Source organism: Salinicola socius (assembly GCF_001937195.1).
Lineage (GTDB): Bacteria > Pseudomonadota > Gammaproteobacteria > Pseudomonadales > Halomonadaceae > Salinicola > Salinicola socius.
Window position 1 is genome coordinate 85,898 of sequence record NZ_MSDO01000012.1, and the last position, 16,246, is coordinate 102,143.

The window sequence follows — 16,246 nt, forward strand, 5'->3', positions numbered from 1 at the left end:
CGGGCGACCCTTCGTCGTTTCACCAGATCCGGTCGAAATCTTCAGCGTCGCGAACCTTGGGGTCGCGTTGAAGCTCGAGCAGCTTGGCGTACTTCAGGTAAGCGTTGACGGCTGCCGAGAGTGCCACGGAGACGCCGTCGAGCCCGCCGAGAAAGCCGCGCTGGAAAACGTACTTGCGCACGAACGCGTTGGCGCCGTGCAAAAACGGCGAGAAGGCATTGGCGCGTTTGCCCTTGAGATACATGATCTTGGCCGCGCGATTCGAAAAGCGCCCGCTGGCCTTGCCGAAGAGCTCCCCCAGATTGGCGAACGAGTAGTGTTCCAGATCGGCATCGAGGCGCTTGGCGGTTTGCGCCTGCACGGAGGCATGCTGGCGGCTGTCGGAGAATCCGGTCCGTTCGCGATCGAAAAGGCGAATGCAGTAGTCCGGATACCAGCCGCAGTGACGGATCCAGCGGCTGCCGACAAAATTGCGTCGCCGCAGCGCATAAGCGTCGTGGCTGCGCTCTCCGTTGGCGGCGGCATCCAGGTCGAGCGCCTGAATGGCCGCCACGGCGCCATCGGTGAGCCGTTCATCGGCATCCAGCGACAGCACCCAGCGATGGCTGGCGGCCTGCGGACCGACGTTCTTCTGCGGCCCATCGCCCAGATAGGGCTGATGGATCACGCGAGCGCCGAATCTCTCGGCGATGACCACGGTATCGTCGCTGGAGCCGGAGTCGACCACGATCAATTCCTCGCAGACTCGGGCGAGCGAAGTCAGGCAGGCTTCGATGTTATCGGCTTCGTCGAGCGTGATCACCACGCCGCTAATTTGTGACATGTCGAGGTACGCTTGGGTTCTCTTATGGACGGAGGAAGGCGGTGTCACATGACTTTGAATCAATTGGACCACCTAACGGTCTTAGCGTCCATGGCCGAGGTTCTCGTCGGCGAATTCGCTCACGGCGTCGATAGACGCCACGACATCGCATTCATGGTCAACTTTGGAAGAAACCCTTGTGCTAAACGATGACGCCCGAATTGCCTTTGGTACCGATATGGGATTGCTGGCGCCCACGGCTCTGGCGTTGGATTCCGCCCTGCGGACGACCGCGATCTCGCAGATCGAGATCCTGGGGGTATCCCTGACCGCCAACGCCGAATCGATTCTCCGTCGCGTTGCCGAAAATAGAGAGGTTCCGATTCGGTTTCATGCCATCAACGAGTCTGCCTTCGCAGGCGTTGGTGCCAAGGGAAGCCACGTTCCCAACGCCGCGTTGGCTCGTCTTTATCTGCCTCAGCTCGTCGATGGGCGCGTCCTTTATATCGATGGCGACACGCTGGTTCGTCGCGATGTCGGCGACGCGTTTCGCATGTCGATGAATGGCCATTGCATCGCCGGCGTCAGGGATTTTTCGACGTTGAAGAAGGAAGTCAAATTCCAGTCCGGTCGGTCTTGGGTCGATCGCGCGCGGGTGGGCGATATCGTGGCGCCCCTTCCGGTCGAAAGCTATATCAATTCGGGTGTGTTGCTCATCGATTGTGGCGCCATTCGACGCGAGAGAGGCCTGGCGGAAGCGATGCTCGACTTCGAATATGCCGATCGATACCCGCTGGTGGATCAGGACTACATCAACGAGCTGTTCAAAGGACGTATCTTGCATCTCAATCCATCGTGGAACGCGTCCTGGGGGCGTCAGAAGCAGCAGGTCAGCTGGACTCGAGAACTGGGGTACTCGGGAGATGAGGTCAAGCGGGAGCCGGCAAGGATAGTCCACTACCATGGCGCGGAAAAACCTTGGAGAAAGCTACCGCGCAATCGGTGGAAACGTAGTTTCAGTGGCGTTCTCGCCTACAGGATCGCGCTGCGAAACTTTCAGAAGCGATTCCCCGAGGTGTCATTCGATCGATGATCTTCGGGGCCGGGAGATTCGACGAAGTCGAAAATCCCGGCCCCGAACGGAACACCGAAGCAAAGCATGCCGGGGTCGAGTCGGCTTATTGATAAAACTGTCGAAACCACTGCATGGCCTCGAACACCGCCGGCGAGAACTCGGCGCCTTCGATCGGATCGAGCTGGCGATCGACGATATCCCATTGGCCGGTGCCGTCGACCACGGTGATTCGATCCGGTTCGATGATACCGTAGTCGATGTAGCTGCTGGACTGGACCCAGGGGTGATCGATCCCCGGTGTCAGCAGATCCTCGCCCTGGGCGTAGTCGGAGAGCGGATTGCTGCAGCCCAGCGCATGACGCATCAGCATCGGTGCGACGTCGAGATGGCTGGTCATGCCCTCGACGCGCCCGGGTTCGACACCGGGGCCGTTGACGATCATCGGCACGTGGGTCTGAGGCGAGGCGAAGTTGCTGTTGTGGCCCCAGTAGTTCTTGCCGAAATCGTTGAACGACTGGCCGTGATCGGCGGTCACGATCAGCATGGTGTTATCCCACTCACCCTTGGCCTTGAGATCGTCGATCACGCGACCGAGCAGGACGTCGTCGTAATGCACGGCATTGCGATGGCGATTGGCGTAGGGTACCGGGTCGGTATCGGGTCCCAGATCGAGATAGTCCATTCTCTGGACCGACGGCTGATAGGGCTGCTCCGCCCCGTCCGGCACGTCGTAGCCGTGGGGCGCGTCGTAGAACAGCATGCCGAACCAGGGGGCGTCGTCCTTCTGCTCCTGCCGATCGAGCCAGCTCAGCCAGTCCTCGGTCATCTTCTGATCCCGGCCCGCTGGCGAGTCACCCGGCGTGCTCAAGCGCAGCGGATCGACCGACGAGAAAATCGTGCGATCGAAGCCGACACCATCGATGCTGGCCGACGAGAAGATGCCAAGCGCGTAGCCCTGCTTTTGCAGCTGCGTGACCAGCAGCGGTGGCGTCTGGGTGTTGTCCAGATAGGCGTAGTAGTTGCCGGTGAGGCCGTAGAACAGGCTCATGGTGCCGTTGCGCGTGGCATTGCCGCCGCTGTAGTGATCGAGATAGCGACGTCCGCTTGCGTTGAGGGCGGCATAGAGATTCGGAGTGTTTTCGGGGCCGTACTCGTCGGCGCGCCAGGAGTCGATCAGCACCACCATGACATTGGGGGCGTCGTCGGCCTGGCAGCTGAGCGGATTCTTGGGCCAGTCGAGATTCTGCGCCTGCTTGGCATCGATATCGGCACGTTCGGCGCGGGCGGCGCGGGGGTCGAGCCAGCCGTGCTCCTCCATGAAGTCCTTGGCCGTCGCCGGGAACAGCAGCGGATAGATGCCGACCTGCTGGGTCACGCTGCGCTGATAGCGGGCATCGGCGACGATATGCAGCGCATGGCTGGCAATCAGCATCACCAAAATGACGCCGCAGGCGATACCTGCCGGTAGATGTCGTCCCTTGCCGCCCACGATGAGGCGGCGCGCCAGCCAGCCTTCGAGTGCCAGGGCGGCGATCACGCAACCGACGACAATCAGCCAGGTCGTGGGGGCAAAGCTGAAAATCTCGCCGTTCTTGTCGTTCAGGAACAGCGAGATCATGAAGGCATTCACGTGGAAGCGGTACTGGGCGTAGACCACCGTATCCAGCAGCAGCGCGCTCAGCCCTAGCGCACCGAGCAGTGTTGCCGGCAGCCAAAGCCAGCGCGCCTTGATCACCAGCGCCAGAAGGGCGAGCGGTAGCCAGCCAAGCAGGACCAGCATGCCGAAATGGCCGATCCAGGTCAGGATCAGATAGGCGATCCCCATGGCATCGTGCGGCATTGCCAGGTAAGGCGTGTAGCGCAAGGCGATCAGCCAGACGAGCGGCAGTTGGAATAGGGCGAATAGCAGAGTGCTGCGCCAACGGCGCTTCAACGTGTCATGCATGAACAGGAAGAGCCTCAGCGTGGATGAGTGTTGGGCGCGTCGTGATATCCCTCGACGACGAGATCATAGGTGTCTTGGGCACTCGCAGGCGAGAAGCGAACGAAAGAGCGCTTGAGTCGTGACAGGTTGCGCTGACGCCAGTCGCCGGGAGGGCGCAGCCGACAGCGGTCGAAATCTATCAGCCAAACCTTATCATCGGCTGAAACGAGGAGGTTACGCGCGTTGAGGTCGACATGATCGAGTCCTGCATCGTGGAATCGCCGGATGGTGGCGCCGACATCGGCGAGCAATCGTGGCGTCGCGTCGGCTAGGCGTTCTGCCAGTGCCTGGCTACTCGCGAGGCGCTCGGTGATCAGTGCCGCGCGATAGGTGAGGCCGTGACGCACGACGATGGTCGCGACTGGCGCCGGTACCGGCAGGCCTCGCTCGAACAGGGTTCGCGTCAGACGCATCTCGCGGAAGCCACGGGTACGCTCGAGCCCGGTCCAGAGATAATCAGCCTGACTGACCTTGGCGGCAATGCCGCCGCGACGATAGGGCCTTAGCACCCACTGATGCGCATCGATCGTGAGAAACTGGCTGGCGCCGCGACCGGGTGCGGAGCCGACTACCAGGCCCCGTTCGTCCCAGGCTTCCGGATCGAGCCACGCTTCACCGAACGCCGGCAGAACCGGCAGGTCGAGCTGAGCGAGACGCGCAGGATCATATAAGATATGCGCGTTCCGATGATGGTAGGTCGTGAGCGACATTGACCGATCCTTACATTGGGCTGTGCCAGATTGCGCCGCCTGTGCTGGCTGACAAATGAGGCATGGCGTACGGTGATGATCGCCGGATCGCATTGTAACCGGGCGAGCCCATCACCGCATGCGGGCACTACTCACCGCTCGGCATTCATCGTTAACCGCAAGGAAGCTGTCGTGACCGAAGATTTGCAAGCACCGTTGGCCGTGATTGCCATTCGCCAAGTGGAGAAGAGCACCGGTGCCAGTCGCAACGCCTTCGAACAGGCCGCGGCGCTGAAATCGCTTGGCTATCGGGTGGCGATCCTGGCCGAGCGGGGGCGACACGAACTCGCGGAAGCCGCCGGCGCCAAGTTGGTTCGGCTGAAACGCTGGCCGTTCAAGGGTCCCTTCCGGCGCTTCTGGTTCAACCGTCGGGTGCAGGCCTGGTGTCGGCGCCATCACCCCGCCATGCTGGTCAGCCACGGCGATGTGGAGACGCCTGACGTCGTCTACATGCACAACTGCGTGCACCTCGCCAGCCAGCGCATCCACGGCCGGGATCTGCCCGCGGGCCACGAAGTCGCGGCCATTCACGACCAGGTGCTCAAAAGCGGGAAATTCCGCCGAGTTGCGGTCAATTCGCGCATGATGGCGGAAGATTTCCGGGATCGCTACGGCATCGACGAGTCCACAATCGAAATCAGTTATCCCGGCTATGACCCGCACATCTTCAATCTCGAACGGGCCGCGGCAGGCCGAGAGGCGCGTCGGCGCGAACTCGGCGTCGATGACGATACCCGCTTGATCGGCCTGATCACGTCCGGCAACTTCACCAAGCGCAACGTGGCCGGGTTCGTCGACATCGCCGTCGGTGTGGAAAAACGCCTGCCCGGCAAGTGTCGCTTTCTGGTCGTGGGCAAGGATGATTTCTCGCCTTACCAGCGCCAGGCCGAACAGGCCGATATCGCCGAAAGCTTCATCTGGAAAACGACGGTCGCCGATGTCGAAACGCTCTACGGCGCGCTGGATCTGTTCGTGCTGCCAGCCCATATCGAGGAGTTCGGGCGCGTCTGTCTCGAGGCGATGGCCTGCGGGACGCCAGTGGTGTTGTCATCGACCACTGGCGCGGCCGAATTGCTCGAGTCGAATCATGCCGACCTGATTCTGGGTAGTCGCGATACCCTTGCCTGGATCGAACGTCTGGAAACGATGTTGAACGACGATAGTCTCGGTGCCCTGGGATCGAAACTCTCTACCCTGGTGACTGACTACTCCTATCGACGCCAAACCGAAAAGCTGCGGGACTCGTTCGATGCGTTGAGGCGCTCGGTAGGATGATGTTTGATCGATGTCGCCATCTCATCGTTCGTCCGGGAGTCGGCAGATCTGCGTATTCCCTCTTTCGAGACATAAGTGTGGATAGATCATGAAGACGACGGATGCGCTTGCCGAATCGCTCGGAGTTCCCGAGAGCTTGATCGCCAGGCTCAAGGCGACTGACCGCGTCGTGCTGGTGGCGAGTAATCCCAATATCACCAGACGCCATATTCGCCAGGCACAGATAACTCCCCGGTCCCTGGTTTTTAGCTTCAACAAGTGTCGTCAGCTACACAAGCTGCCTTTCGATACCAGTCACTATTTAGTTCATCGTTACGGCGTCAGGGACAAACACTATTTTGGTTATCCCCATAAATTGAGAGTTCGCCTGTTCGAACGCTTCGCTAGAGATACCACCACGTTACTGTTGGATGGGGAGGCAGAGCCTGCCGATGGCAAGCACGTTTACGGTATCCCTATGCTTGGAAAGCTTTCTTTGTTGGAAAACTATCCGTTCGATACTCTGCCCGAGCGAGGCGGTGCCTCCACGGGTTTTTACATGATCGCCTTGTTGGCGGAGCTGAAAACGGCGCTGGGTCTAGACTTTTCCATGGCGCTGATCGGTTTCACCGACGGCGGCGGGGGCCGGCAGTGGTATGGTCATGCCTGGGAGTTCGAGCGCCAAATGACGGCGCGATTGAATCCGGAAATGATCGAGGTGTTTCCTAAAAAGCAGACTTAGCCAGCCGGACGGTTGGCTCGATGGTCGTTGTAGGCTGAGCCGAGCGTTGGACGAAATCCCCCTGCTGTTCCGGTAGACTACGCGTTTTATCCAATGGGAATTCAGTCAAGCCCATGAAGCACTCTCTGCCAGCGTGCCCGCGCCATATCGGCATCCTGCGCCTCTCGGCGCTGGGCGATGTCTGTAATCTGGTCCCCACGGTACGGGCGTTGCAGCGCCAGTGGCCCGAAGCACGAATCACCTGGATCGTCGGCAAGGCGGAATACAGCCTGCTGGATGGACTCGATGGCGTCGACCTGGTGGTCTACGACAAGGCCACCGGGCTCAAGGGCATGCGCGCGATATGGCGTCAATTCGAGGACGTGCGTTTCGACGTGCTGCTGCACATGCAGCAGGCGCTGCGGGCCAGCGTGCTGTCGCTGGGTCTCAAGTGCGACGTACGGGTGGGTTACGACAAGGCGCGGGCCAAGGATTGGCAGCACTGGTTCACGCATCGCCAGCTGGCCCCGCATCCGCGTGCCCACGTGCTCGAATCCTTCATGGATTTCGCGCGGCTGCTGGGCGTCGAGGATACGCGTCTCGACTGGTCGCTGCCGGTACCGGAGGCCGCCTATGAAGAGGCCCGCCAGTTGACCGGCGATCAGCCCTACCTGGTCATCAGCCCCTGTGCCAACCCGCGGCTGCGCAACTTTCGCAACTGGTCGGCGGAAGGTTATGCGGCGATCATCGAGCATGCCTGGCAGCGCCACGGCTTGAAGACCGTCATGAGTGGCGGCGGTAGCCCCCTGGAACGTGACATGGGCGAGCAGATACGACGGCTGTGCCCCGACATCGAGATCATCGACGCCATCGGCCGAACTTCTCTCAAGGGGCTGCTGGCCTTGCTCGATCGGGCCCGCGTCGTGATCGCGCCGGATTCCGGCCCGGTTCACATGGCCAACGCGCTGGGTACACCGACGCTCGGGCTCTACGCCACCACCAACCCGGATCGTGCGGCCCCGTACTGCTGGCGCAATCAGGTGGTCAATCGCTACCCTGACGCCGTACGCCGCTATCTGAAGAAAACCGTCGAGACCGTCAGCTGGGGCACCCGCGTGCGACACGCCGACGCCATGGCGCTGATCACGCTGAACGACGTGGTCGACCACCTGGACAGACTGATGGCCGCGACGGACGATACCGCCCTGGCCGAAGACGCAACGGAGCCGTCGCATGAAGGTTGATCTTTCGCAGTTGGAGCACGCCCGTCTGCTGGTGGTGGGTGATGTCATGCTCGACCGATACTGGCACGGCGCGACGTCACGGATTTCCCCCGAGGCGCCGGTACCGGTGGTCAAGGTGGAAGACGCCGATGATCGTCCGGGCGGGGCGGCCAACGTGGCGCTCAATATCGCCTCGCTGGGCGGTCGGGCCAGCCTGGCCGGCGTGGTCGGGGAGGATGACAACGCCGGCCATCTCGAGCGCGCGCTGGAAGCGGCCAATGTGAGTGCTCACTTTCAGCACAGCCCCGAGATACCGACGATCACCAAGCTGCGGGTCATGAGTCGCAATCAGCAGCTGATCCGCCTCGATTTCGAATCGCCGCTGTGGAACGTCGACACCGCGCCACTGATCGAGAAGGTTCAGGCGGCATTGGGCGACGCGGACGTCGTGATCCTTTCCGATTATGGCAAGGGGAGCCTCAACCGGGTCGAGACACTGATCGCCGCCGCGCGCGCCGCCGGCAAGCGAGTGCTGGTCGATCCCAAGGGCAGCGATTTCAGCCGTTATCGTGGTGCCAGCGTGATCACCCCCAATCTGACCGAATTCGAGGCGATCGTCGGCCCATGCGCGGATGATGCCGAGCTCGCCGAAAAGGGCGAGACGCTGCGGGCGGCGCTGGAGCTCGAAGCATTGCTGGTCACGCGCAGCGAACGCGGCATGACGCTGATCCGTGAGAATCACGCCCCGCTGCATCTGCCGACCCACGCCCGCGAGGTATTCGACGTCACCGGGGCCGGCGATACCGTGATCGGTGTGCTGGGTCTGGCGTTGGCGGCCGGCCACGGCTTTGGCGAGGCGGTGATGCTGGCCAACCTGGCCGCCGGCCTGGTGGTGGCCAAGCCCGGCACGGCCGTGCTCTCGGTGGCTGAGCTCTACACCGCGCTTCACGGCGACAGCCTAGCCGAGTACGGCGTCATCGAGGAAGGTGCGCTCATCGCGGCGGTGCGTGCGGCGCAGGCCCGCGGCGAACGCGTGGTGATGACCAACGGCTGCTTCGATATTCTGCACGCCGGTCACGTGGCGTATCTGGAGCAGGCCAAGCGCCTCGGCGATCGCCTGATCGTCGCGGTCAACGACGACGCCTCGGTGGCGCGGCTCAAGGGTCCCAAGCGGCCGATCAACACCTTGGCGCGACGGTCGCAGGTGCTGGCCGGGTTGGCGGCCGTCGACTGGGTCGTCCCGTTCAGCGAAGACACGCCGGCGCGGCTGATCGAGGCGATTCTGCCGGACCGGCTGGTCAAGGGCGGCGATTATCGGCCCGAGGATATCGCCGGCGGCGAGGCGGTCATCGCCAACGGCGGTGAAGTTCTGGTGCTGGGCTTCGAGGATGGCGTGTCGACCACCACCATGATCAATACCATTCTCGACCGCGAGCGCTGACCGACGGTGCGTGCCCGACCTGGACTATCGTCGCGCCTCGCGCGCTGGCTCTACTCGCTGGCGATCTACCTGCTGTCGCCCCTGATCTGGTGGCGGGTGTGGCGTGAGTGGGCACCCACTCACCCGCGGCTTGAGCGACTCGGGCTCATCCGGGCCAGCGGAGATCGCCCCCGGCTTTGGCTACATGCGGCCTCGGTGGGGGAAGTCGTCACGGCGACCTCGTTGATCCGAGCCCTGCTCGACGATCACCCCGATCACGATCTCGTTGTCACCACCATGACCGCCACCGGGGCCGAACGCGTGCGCCAGACCTTCGGCGACCGCGTCTCCCACCATTTCCTTCCGCTGGATTTCCCCGGTAGTGCACGGCGTTTCATCGCCCGGCTGAATCCGCGCCTGGCGATCATCACCGAGACCGAACTCTGGCCCAATCTGCTGGCGACCTGTCGGCGAAGAAACGTGCCGGTGGTGGTGGCCAACGGGCGTCTTAGCGCTGGCGCCTTTCGCCTCTATCAGCGTTTCGGAGCCCTGAGCCGCGGCATGCTCGAGACGATCAGCTGGATCGGGGCCAAGTCGCCGGTGGATGCCGAGCGGTTCATCTCGCTGGGCGCACCGGCGGCGCGGGTGGCGGTGACCGGAGCGTTGAAGTTCGATCTCGATGTGGACGACGCCACGCGCCAGGCCAGTCGGCGACTGCGGGCGAGCTGGGGCGGGCGGCCGGTCTGGATCGCCGGTTCCACCCATCCGGGGGAAGACGAGCAGGTACTCGCCGCGCACGCTGCGCTCAGACGCCATATTCCCGATGCGCTGCTGATCCTGGTGCCGCGTCACCCGCAGCGCTTCGACGAGGTCTACGCCCGCTGTCTCGACGCCGGGGAGCAGGTTCTGCGATTGAGCGCCAAGCCAACGCTGACCGATGCAACGACGCTGTTGCTGGGCGATACCATGGGCGATCTGATGCGCCTCTACGGCTGTGCCGATGTCGCTTTTGTCGGCGGTTCGCTCACGCCGATCGGGGGACATAACCTGCTCGAGCCGGCGGCGCTCGGCGTCGCGGTGGTCAGTGGCCCCCATCTCGATAACCTGCGCGAAATAGCCGATACGCTGGCGCAGAGCGATGCGCGGATTGAGGTCGGCGATGGTCGATCGCTGGGCGAGATTCTCGTGGCCTTGCTGGGCGATGACGAGCGCCGCCATGCGCTGGGTGAAGCGGGGCGCGCGGTCGTTGCCGCCAACCGCGGTGCGCTGGCGCGGACCCGTGAACAGGTCGCTGCACTGCTGAACGATTCGTAACGTCGTCAACGGAATGATCGAAAGCTCGGTCTGTCAGAGAAGTGTCAGAAATGACTGCGACACTCTTCTCAGGGCACGGACCTTTTGGCTGCTGGACATTCCCGTATGGATCTTCGATTCAAGACTCGCAAGCTGCGATTTTACGCTGGCGGCATCGCCAGCCTGCTCGTTCCCGATGGCCTCTATCGCCGACGCCTGGATCGATTGATGGCCTCGCTGTCTATCGAGGAGATGAACGCCGTCCTGGCGCGGGTCGACTATTACAACCGGCTGGCGAGCCCCTTCGATCCCGGCGAGACTGCCGTGCGCATCGACGATTTCCGCTACGAGAAGCGGAGCGCCTACTATCTCGACGCCAAGCAGGTGATGCGCCATTTCGATCCCGATCTGCGCTTTGCCTATCGCTTTGGCGACGTGACCTGGGTGGCCGACACGCCGACGGTCGTCAAGAGCCGCCCGATCTGCCGCGAGGCGCGGCCCGGTCGGTCGATGCTGCCCAGCCAGTCAACACGGCCCCGGAACGCCAACAACCTGCTGCTGAAACTCAACAGCGTTCGCCACTTCCATTTCGTCGACGATCAACTCGCGTTCGCCGACAAGAAACCGGCGGTCGTCTGGCGCGGCAAGTGTTTCCACGAGCATCGCGCGGCAGTGCTGCGTGAGTATCGCCATCATCCGCGCATGAATATCGGCCAGAGCCACGCCAAGCGCCGCCATCAACCCGATTACCGGCCGTATCTCTCGATCGAGGAGCAGTTGCAGTACCAGTTCGTGCTCAGTCTCGAAGGCAAGGACGTCGCCACCAACCTGAAGTGGATCCTGTCGTCGAATTCGCTTTGCCTGATGCCGACGCCGCGTTACGAGACCTGGTTCATGGAAGGAACGCTCGAGCCCTATGTCCACTACGTACCGCTGGCCGATGACTGCAGCGATCTGGAGGCCAAGATGGACTACTACACCGCTCATCCCGAGGAGGCGGAAGCGATCGTTCGCAATGCCAACTCTCACGTGGCGCAGTTTCTCGATGGGCGTCGCGAACGGCTGATTTCACTGCTGGTGATGCACAAGTACTTCGTGCTGTCCGGTCAGCTTGCGGCTCAGCCTTTGCCGCTGCGGCAGCACTCGGGATTCAGCGCCAGTGCGGCGAGAAACAACTGGGCGTGACGATCCGCCAGTGCCTGGAGATCGCGGTCGTAACCTCCGCCGATGACTCCCGCGACGGGAATGCCGAGGTCGCGACACCGTGCGAGGACGAAGCGATCCCGGCGGTAGAGCCCCGCGGTACTCAGCGAGAAATGCCCCAGCCGATCACCGGCATGCACGTCGGCGCCGGCGTCGAACAGCACGAACTGCGGTCGGAAATCGCTCAGGATCGGATCGAGTTCCCGGGCGAGACAGCGCAGGTAGGCGTCGTCGTCAGTCCCTCTGGGAAGTGCGACGTCGCGATCGCCCCGGACTTTCTCGAAGGGAAAATTGGCCTCGCCATGGATCGAGAATGTGAAGACTCGCGGCTCGTGGCGGAAGATCCAGGCGGTACCATCGCCCTGATGGACATCGCAGTCGACGATCAGAATTCGCTCGAGACGATGTTCGGCCAGCAGGTAATGCGTCGCGACCGCCAGATCGTTGAGCAGGCAGTAGCCACTGGCACGATCGGCATAGGCGTGATGGGTGCCGCCGGCACTGTTGAGCGCCAGGCCGTTCTCCCGCGCTGCCTCCACGGTGGCCAGCGTGCCGCCGACTTCCAGCAGGGTGCGTTCGACCAGCGCCGGCGACCAGGGGAAGCCGCTGGGCGTGCGCCTTGTGTTGGCGATGTCGCCCAGATAGAACCGCTGCAGGTAGTCGGCGGTATGGGTCCGCAGCAATGCGTCACTGCTGGCCGGGTGCGGCGTTATCCAGCGGACGTCATCGCGGCTATCGAACCCCAGCGCCGACAGGCGCTCCCGCAGGGCGCGGAATTTCGCCATCGGGAACGGATGGCGCTCGGGCCAGTCGATGCTGTAGCCCGGGTGATGAACGATGGGTAGCACGCTCGAGTGATCTCCGCTGGGTCGATGGAAGCGCCGTTGCTGCCGGGCCGCGGCAATTGGTCCCTGGCGGCGGTGCCAGGGGGCACTACGCTGGGAGATGTCTCCCGATGCCGCGAGTTTTTCGCCATGCGAGTTACCGTTTTCAGTGCCCAGCCCTATGATCGCCGCTTTTTCGACGAACTCGCTGTCGTGCAAGATGCCGATGACGACATCGAGTGGCACTATCAGGAGGCCAGTCTCGATGCCGGCACCGTAGCGCTGGCGGCGGGCAGTGATGCGGTCTGCGTATTCGTCAACGACTGCCTCGACGCCGCCGTGCTCGACATGCTGGCCGCCCTCGGGATCCGCGCGATCGTGTTGCGCTGCGCCGGTTTCAACAACATCGATCTCGCGGCTGCCCATCGGCTCGGGCTGTTCGTGGCGCGGGTGCCGGCCTACTCGCCGGAGGCGGTGGCCGAACACGCGCTGGCGATGATCATGACCCTGAACCGCAAGACTCACCGGGCCTTCAACCGCGTGCGCGAGGGCAACTTCGCACTCGATGGGCTGCTGGGGGTCACGCTGCATGGCAAGACGGCAGGCGTGATCGGGACGGGGCGGATCGGACTGTGCATGGCACGTATCCTGAAGGGACTCGGCTGCGATGTGCTGGGCTACGATCCCTATCCTGCCGACGCGTTCCAGGCCTACGGGGAAGCGGTCCCGCTCGAGGCGCTGCTGGCACGCTCCGATATCGTCTCGCTGCACTGTCCGCTGACCGAGCAGACCCATCACCTGATCGATGACGGGACCCTGGCGGCGATGAAGCCGGGCGCCATGCTGGTCAATACCTCGCGAGGGGCGCTGATCGATACCCCCGCGGTCATCGGTGCGCTGAAATCACGTCAGTTGGGGGCGCTGGCCATCGACGTCTACGAGCAGGAGAGCGAACTGTTCTTCCGCGACCACTCGGCGGAGATCATCGACGATGACGTGTTCGCGCGCCTGGCGAGTTTCCCCAATGTGCTGATCACCGGGCACCAGGGTTTCTTCACCGTCGAGGCGCTGCGCGAGATCGCCCAGGTGACCCGGGCCAACCTGATGGCCTTCGCCGAAGGCATCGAGTGCCCCAATCGGCTGTAGCGGGTCGGGTCAGCGGGTCATGCGCTCCACGCCACCGCCGGTACCCAGCAGCAGCACGTCGGCGGGGCGGCGGGCGAAAAGCCCGTTGGTGACCACGCCGACGATGGCGTCCAGCGCGGCTTCCATCGCTTCCGGATCGTCGAACAGCCTGTCGTAGCCATCGAGGATACGGTTGCCGTTGTCGGTCAGCACGCCATCCCGATAAACCGGGGTGATGCCGAGTTTGACCATTTCGCGGGCGACGTAGGAACGCGCCATCGGAATCACCTCGATCGGCAGCGGGAATCCGCCCAGTATCTCGACACGCTTGCTGGCATCGGCGATGCAGATGAAGCGCTCGGCGCAGGCCGCCACGATCTTTTCGCGCGTCAGCGCCGCGCCACCGCCCTTGATCATGCGCAGTCTGGCATCGATTTCATCGGCGCCATCGACATAGACCGGTACCGTGCCGACATGATTGAGCTCTAGCACATCGATACCATGGGATTTCAACCGCGCTTCGGTCGCATCGGAACTGGCCACCGCACCGCGGAAATCGTGTCGGCGAGCGGCCAGCAGGTCGATGAAATGATTGGCCGTGGAACCTGTGCCCACGCCGATCACCGCGTCCGGTGTCAGTAGATTGTCGATGTCATCGAGGGCTGCGGCGGAGACGGCGCGTTTGAGATCGTCCTGGGTCATGTCGGTTCCGGCAGGCTGAAAGAGGAGACAGATGTGGATTTTCACGAGGTGCGGCCAGTATAGAGTAAGCGAGGCGCGCTGCCGATGGCGCTGGACGCTCGGGGTCGGGGTCTGCTAACAATACGGGTCCACAATTATTACACACCGTTCTCGTGCCCGCCGATTCCGAGGCGGGAGCGCTGCGCCCCAGCTGTTCGCCAGGACATACCCGAATGCAACTCGAAGACATCGTCAAGAAGATCCTCCAGGCCCGCGTCTACGAGGCGGCCCGGGAGACGCCGATCTCCCCGCTGCCCGCGCTTTCCCGTCGTTTCTCCAATCGCATCCTGATCAAGCGCGAAGACCTGCAGCCGGTCTTCTCGTTCAAGATTCGCGGCGCCTACAACAAGATGGCGCAGCTGAGCGAGGAACAGAAGGCCAACGGCGTGATTGCGGCCTCCGCCGGCAACCATGCCCAGGGTCTGGCGATGGCGGCCAAGCAGATGGGGGTCAAGGCGGTGATCGTGATGCCGCGGGTCACACCGGATATCAAGGTATCTGCGGTGCGTGGCTGGGGTGCCAAGGTCGTATTGAAAGGCGATGCCTTCGGTGAGGCCTTGAGCCACGCCCGGGAGCTGATCGCCGAGCACGGTTACACCTACATTCCGCCCTATGACGATTTTGACGTGATCGCCGGTCAAGGCACCGTGGCCATGGAAATCCTCCGTCAGCACACCGGTCCGCTCGATGCGATCTTCGTGCCGGTGGGTGGCGGCGGCCTGCTGGCGGGTATCGCTGCTTACGTCAAGTATCTGCGCCCGGAGATCAAGGTGTTCGGCGTCGAGGCCGAAGACTCCGCGTGTCTCAAGGCGGCGCTGGAGGCGGGCGAACGGGTGACGCTGGATCAGGTCGGCGTGTTTGCGGAAGGGGTCGCGGTCGCTCAGGTTGGCGAAGCGCCGTTCGAGATCCTGCGCCATCACGTCGACGGTGTCATCACCGTCAATACCGATGAAATGTGCGCCGCGGTCAAGGATACCTTCGACGACACGCGGGCGATGGCGGAGACGTCCGGCGCGCTGTCGCTGGCGGGGCTGAAGAAGTATATCCAGCAGACCGGGGCGCATGATCAGACGCTGATGTGCATCAACTCCGGCGCCAATATCAATTTCGACCGCCTGCAGCATATTGCCGAACGCACCGAGCTGGGCGAACAGCGCGAAGCGATTCTGGCGGTGCAGATTCCCGAACGGCCGGGCAGCTTCAAGCAGTTCTGCCGGGTGATCGGGCGGCGAATGGTGACCGAGTTCAACTACCGCTACGCCGACCCTGACGGCGCGCATATCTTCGTCGGTGTACAGGTCAAGCCGGGCGGCGAAGATCGCGAAGAGGTCATTCGCCGGCTACGCGACGCGGACTATCCGGTCGAGGATCTCACCGATAACGAACTGGCCAAGCTGCACATTCGCCACCTGGGCGGTGGACGACCGCGGGAGCGTTTCGAGGAAGAGGTCTATCGTTTCGAGTTCCCCGAGCGGCCCGGTGCGCTGATGAACTTCCTCACCCACCTGCCGGCGGACTGGAACATCTCGCTGTTCCACTATCGCAACCATGGCGCTGCCTACGGGCGCGTGCTGGTCGGGCTGCAGATGCCCAATGGCGATCGCGCCCATGCCGAGGAGCATTTCGATCGCATCGGCTACCGTTATTGGAAGGAGACCGACAATATGGCGTATCGGCTGTTCATGGCCTAGCAGCGTACGATAGCGGTTACAAAAGTGTGAAATAGGCTGTAAAAGTGTCTGAAACCGACTTAAATCTTTTTGTGTAAATGCCGATACTATCGGGTAACGAAAAAGGTGTCATCTGGGCCGGAAACGCTCTTGTCAAGTTTT

At 62.7% G+C, this 16,246-nt stretch carries 14 protein-coding genes; 9 read left to right on the plus strand and 5 right to left on the minus strand.

What is annotated here, in order from left to right; all coding sequences use genetic code 11:
- Positions 1-19: 19 nt before the first annotated feature.
- Positions 20-823, minus strand: coding sequence for a glycosyltransferase family 2 protein (locus tag BTW07_RS10290; protein ID WP_075570088.1), 804 nt, complete (start codon positions 821-823; stop codon positions 20-22).
- 178 nt (positions 824-1,001) lie between these two features.
- On the opposite strand from BTW07_RS10290, the gene BTW07_RS10295 reads away from it, so the two are divergent.
- Positions 1,002-1,895, plus strand: coding sequence for a glycosyltransferase family 8 protein (locus BTW07_RS10295; protein ID WP_144076890.1), 894 nt, complete (start codon positions 1,002-1,004; stop codon positions 1,893-1,895).
- A gap of 85 nt (positions 1,896-1,980) precedes the next feature.
- Here BTW07_RS10295 and BTW07_RS10300 read toward each other — a convergent pair whose 3' ends face one another.
- On the minus strand, positions 1,981-3,822 hold the full coding sequence (locus BTW07_RS10300) for a DUF3413 domain-containing protein (RefSeq protein WP_075570090.1): 1,842 nt from the start codon (positions 3,820-3,822) through the stop codon (positions 1,981-1,983).
- 14 nt (positions 3,823-3,836) lie between these two features.
- Positions 3,837-4,571, minus strand: coding sequence for a 3-deoxy-D-manno-octulosonic acid kinase (locus tag BTW07_RS10305; RefSeq protein ID WP_075570091.1), 735 nt, complete (start codon positions 4,569-4,571; stop codon positions 3,837-3,839).
- 171 nt (positions 4,572-4,742) lie between these two features.
- On the opposite strand from BTW07_RS10305, the gene BTW07_RS10310 reads away from it, so the two are divergent.
- The 6 genes from BTW07_RS10310 to BTW07_RS10335 all read left to right on the plus strand — a co-directional run bounded on the left by BTW07_RS10310 (position 4,743) and on the right by BTW07_RS10335 (position 11,706).
- The gene (locus BTW07_RS10310; protein ID WP_075570092.1) at positions 4,743-5,885 is read left to right on the plus strand and encodes a glycosyltransferase family 4 protein; all 1,143 of its coding nucleotides are present in this window, start codon (positions 4,743-4,745) and stop codon (positions 5,883-5,885) included.
- A gap of 88 nt (positions 5,886-5,973) precedes the next feature.
- Positions 5,974-6,606, plus strand: a complete 633-nt coding sequence (locus BTW07_RS10315; RefSeq protein WP_075570093.1) for a hypothetical protein — start codon at positions 5,974-5,976, stop codon at positions 6,604-6,606.
- A 113-nt stretch (positions 6,607-6,719) separates the two neighbouring features.
- On the plus strand, positions 6,720-7,829 hold the full coding sequence (locus BTW07_RS10320) for a glycosyltransferase family 9 protein (RefSeq protein WP_075570094.1): 1,110 nt from the start codon (positions 6,720-6,722) through the stop codon (positions 7,827-7,829).
- On the plus strand, positions 7,819-9,249 hold the full coding sequence (gene hldE, locus BTW07_RS10325; protein WP_075570095.1) for a bifunctional D-glycero-beta-D-manno-heptose-7-phosphate kinase/D-glycero-beta-D-manno-heptose 1-phosphate adenylyltransferase HldE: 1,431 nt from the start codon (positions 7,819-7,821) through the stop codon (positions 9,247-9,249). Before BTW07_RS10320 ends, hldE begins: the two co-directional genes overlap by 11 nt.
- Positions 9,250-9,255: 6 nt before the next feature.
- Positions 9,256-10,542, plus strand: coding sequence for a lipid IV(A) 3-deoxy-D-manno-octulosonic acid transferase (waaA, locus tag BTW07_RS10330; protein ID WP_075570096.1), 1,287 nt, complete (start codon positions 9,256-9,258; stop codon positions 10,540-10,542).
- Between the two features lie 105 nt (positions 10,543-10,647).
- Complete coding sequence (locus BTW07_RS10335; protein WP_075570097.1) at positions 10,648-11,706, plus strand: glycosyl transferase family 90; 1,059 nt, start codon at positions 10,648-10,650, stop codon at positions 11,704-11,706.
- Here the strand turns inward: BTW07_RS10335 and BTW07_RS10340 are convergent.
- On the minus strand, positions 11,640-12,572 hold the full coding sequence (locus BTW07_RS10340; RefSeq protein ID WP_075570098.1) for a histone deacetylase family protein: 933 nt from the start codon (positions 12,570-12,572) through the stop codon (positions 11,640-11,642). The two genes, BTW07_RS10335 and BTW07_RS10340, sit on opposite strands and share 67 nt — an antisense overlap.
- 126 nt (positions 12,573-12,698) lie before the next feature.
- Between BTW07_RS10340 and BTW07_RS10345 the strand changes: the two genes are divergently transcribed.
- Positions 12,699-13,694 (plus strand): 2-hydroxyacid dehydrogenase, encoded by a 996-nt coding sequence (locus tag BTW07_RS10345; RefSeq protein WP_075570130.1) that lies wholly within the window; start codon positions 12,699-12,701, stop codon positions 13,692-13,694.
- A gap of 9 nt (positions 13,695-13,703) precedes the next feature.
- Here the strand turns inward: BTW07_RS10345 and rpiA are convergent, their stop codons facing one another.
- On the minus strand, positions 13,704-14,375 hold the full coding sequence (rpiA, locus tag BTW07_RS10350; RefSeq protein WP_075570099.1) for a ribose-5-phosphate isomerase RpiA: 672 nt from the start codon (positions 14,373-14,375) through the stop codon (positions 13,704-13,706).
- Positions 14,376-14,587: 212 nt separating this feature from the next.
- Between rpiA and ilvA the strand changes: the two genes are divergently transcribed.
- The gene (gene ilvA, locus BTW07_RS10355) at positions 14,588-16,105 is read left to right on the plus strand and encodes a threonine ammonia-lyase, biosynthetic (protein ID WP_075570100.1); all 1,518 of its coding nucleotides are present in this window, start codon (positions 14,588-14,590) and stop codon (positions 16,103-16,105) included.
- Positions 16,106-16,246: the final 141 nt, after the last annotated feature.

Bases quoted from the DNA above. Each gene is read 5' to 3' on its own strand.
- BTW07_RS10290 (WP_075570088.1), bottom strand. From the start codon at position 823: ATGTCACAAATTAGCGGCGTGGTGATCACGCTCGACGAAGCCGATAAC.
- BTW07_RS10300 (WP_075570090.1), bottom strand. From the start codon at position 3,822: ATGCATGACACGTTGAAGCGCCGTTGGCGCAGCACTCTGCTATTCGCC.
- BTW07_RS10305 (WP_075570091.1), bottom strand. From the start codon at position 4,571: ATGTCGCTCACGACCTACCATCATCGGAACGCGCATATCTTATATGAT.
- BTW07_RS10315 (WP_075570093.1), top strand. From the start codon at position 5,974: ATGAAGACGACGGATGCGCTTGCCGAATCGCTCGGAGTTCCCGAGAGC.
- BTW07_RS10320 (WP_075570094.1), top strand. From the start codon at position 6,720: ATGAAGCACTCTCTGCCAGCGTGCCCGCGCCATATCGGCATCCTGCGC.
- hldE (WP_075570095.1), top strand. From the start codon at position 7,819: ATGAAGGTTGATCTTTCGCAGTTGGAGCACGCCCGTCTGCTGGTGGTG.
- BTW07_RS10335 (WP_075570097.1), top strand. From the start codon at position 10,648: ATGGATCTTCGATTCAAGACTCGCAAGCTGCGATTTTACGCTGGCGGC.
- BTW07_RS10345 (WP_075570130.1), top strand. From the start codon at position 12,699: ATGCGAGTTACCGTTTTCAGTGCCCAGCCCTATGATCGCCGCTTTTTC.
- rpiA (WP_075570099.1), bottom strand. From the start codon at position 14,375: ATGACCCAGGACGATCTCAAACGCGCCGTCTCCGCCGCAGCCCTCGAT.
- ilvA (WP_075570100.1), top strand. From the start codon at position 14,588: ATGCAACTCGAAGACATCGTCAAGAAGATCCTCCAGGCCCGCGTCTAC.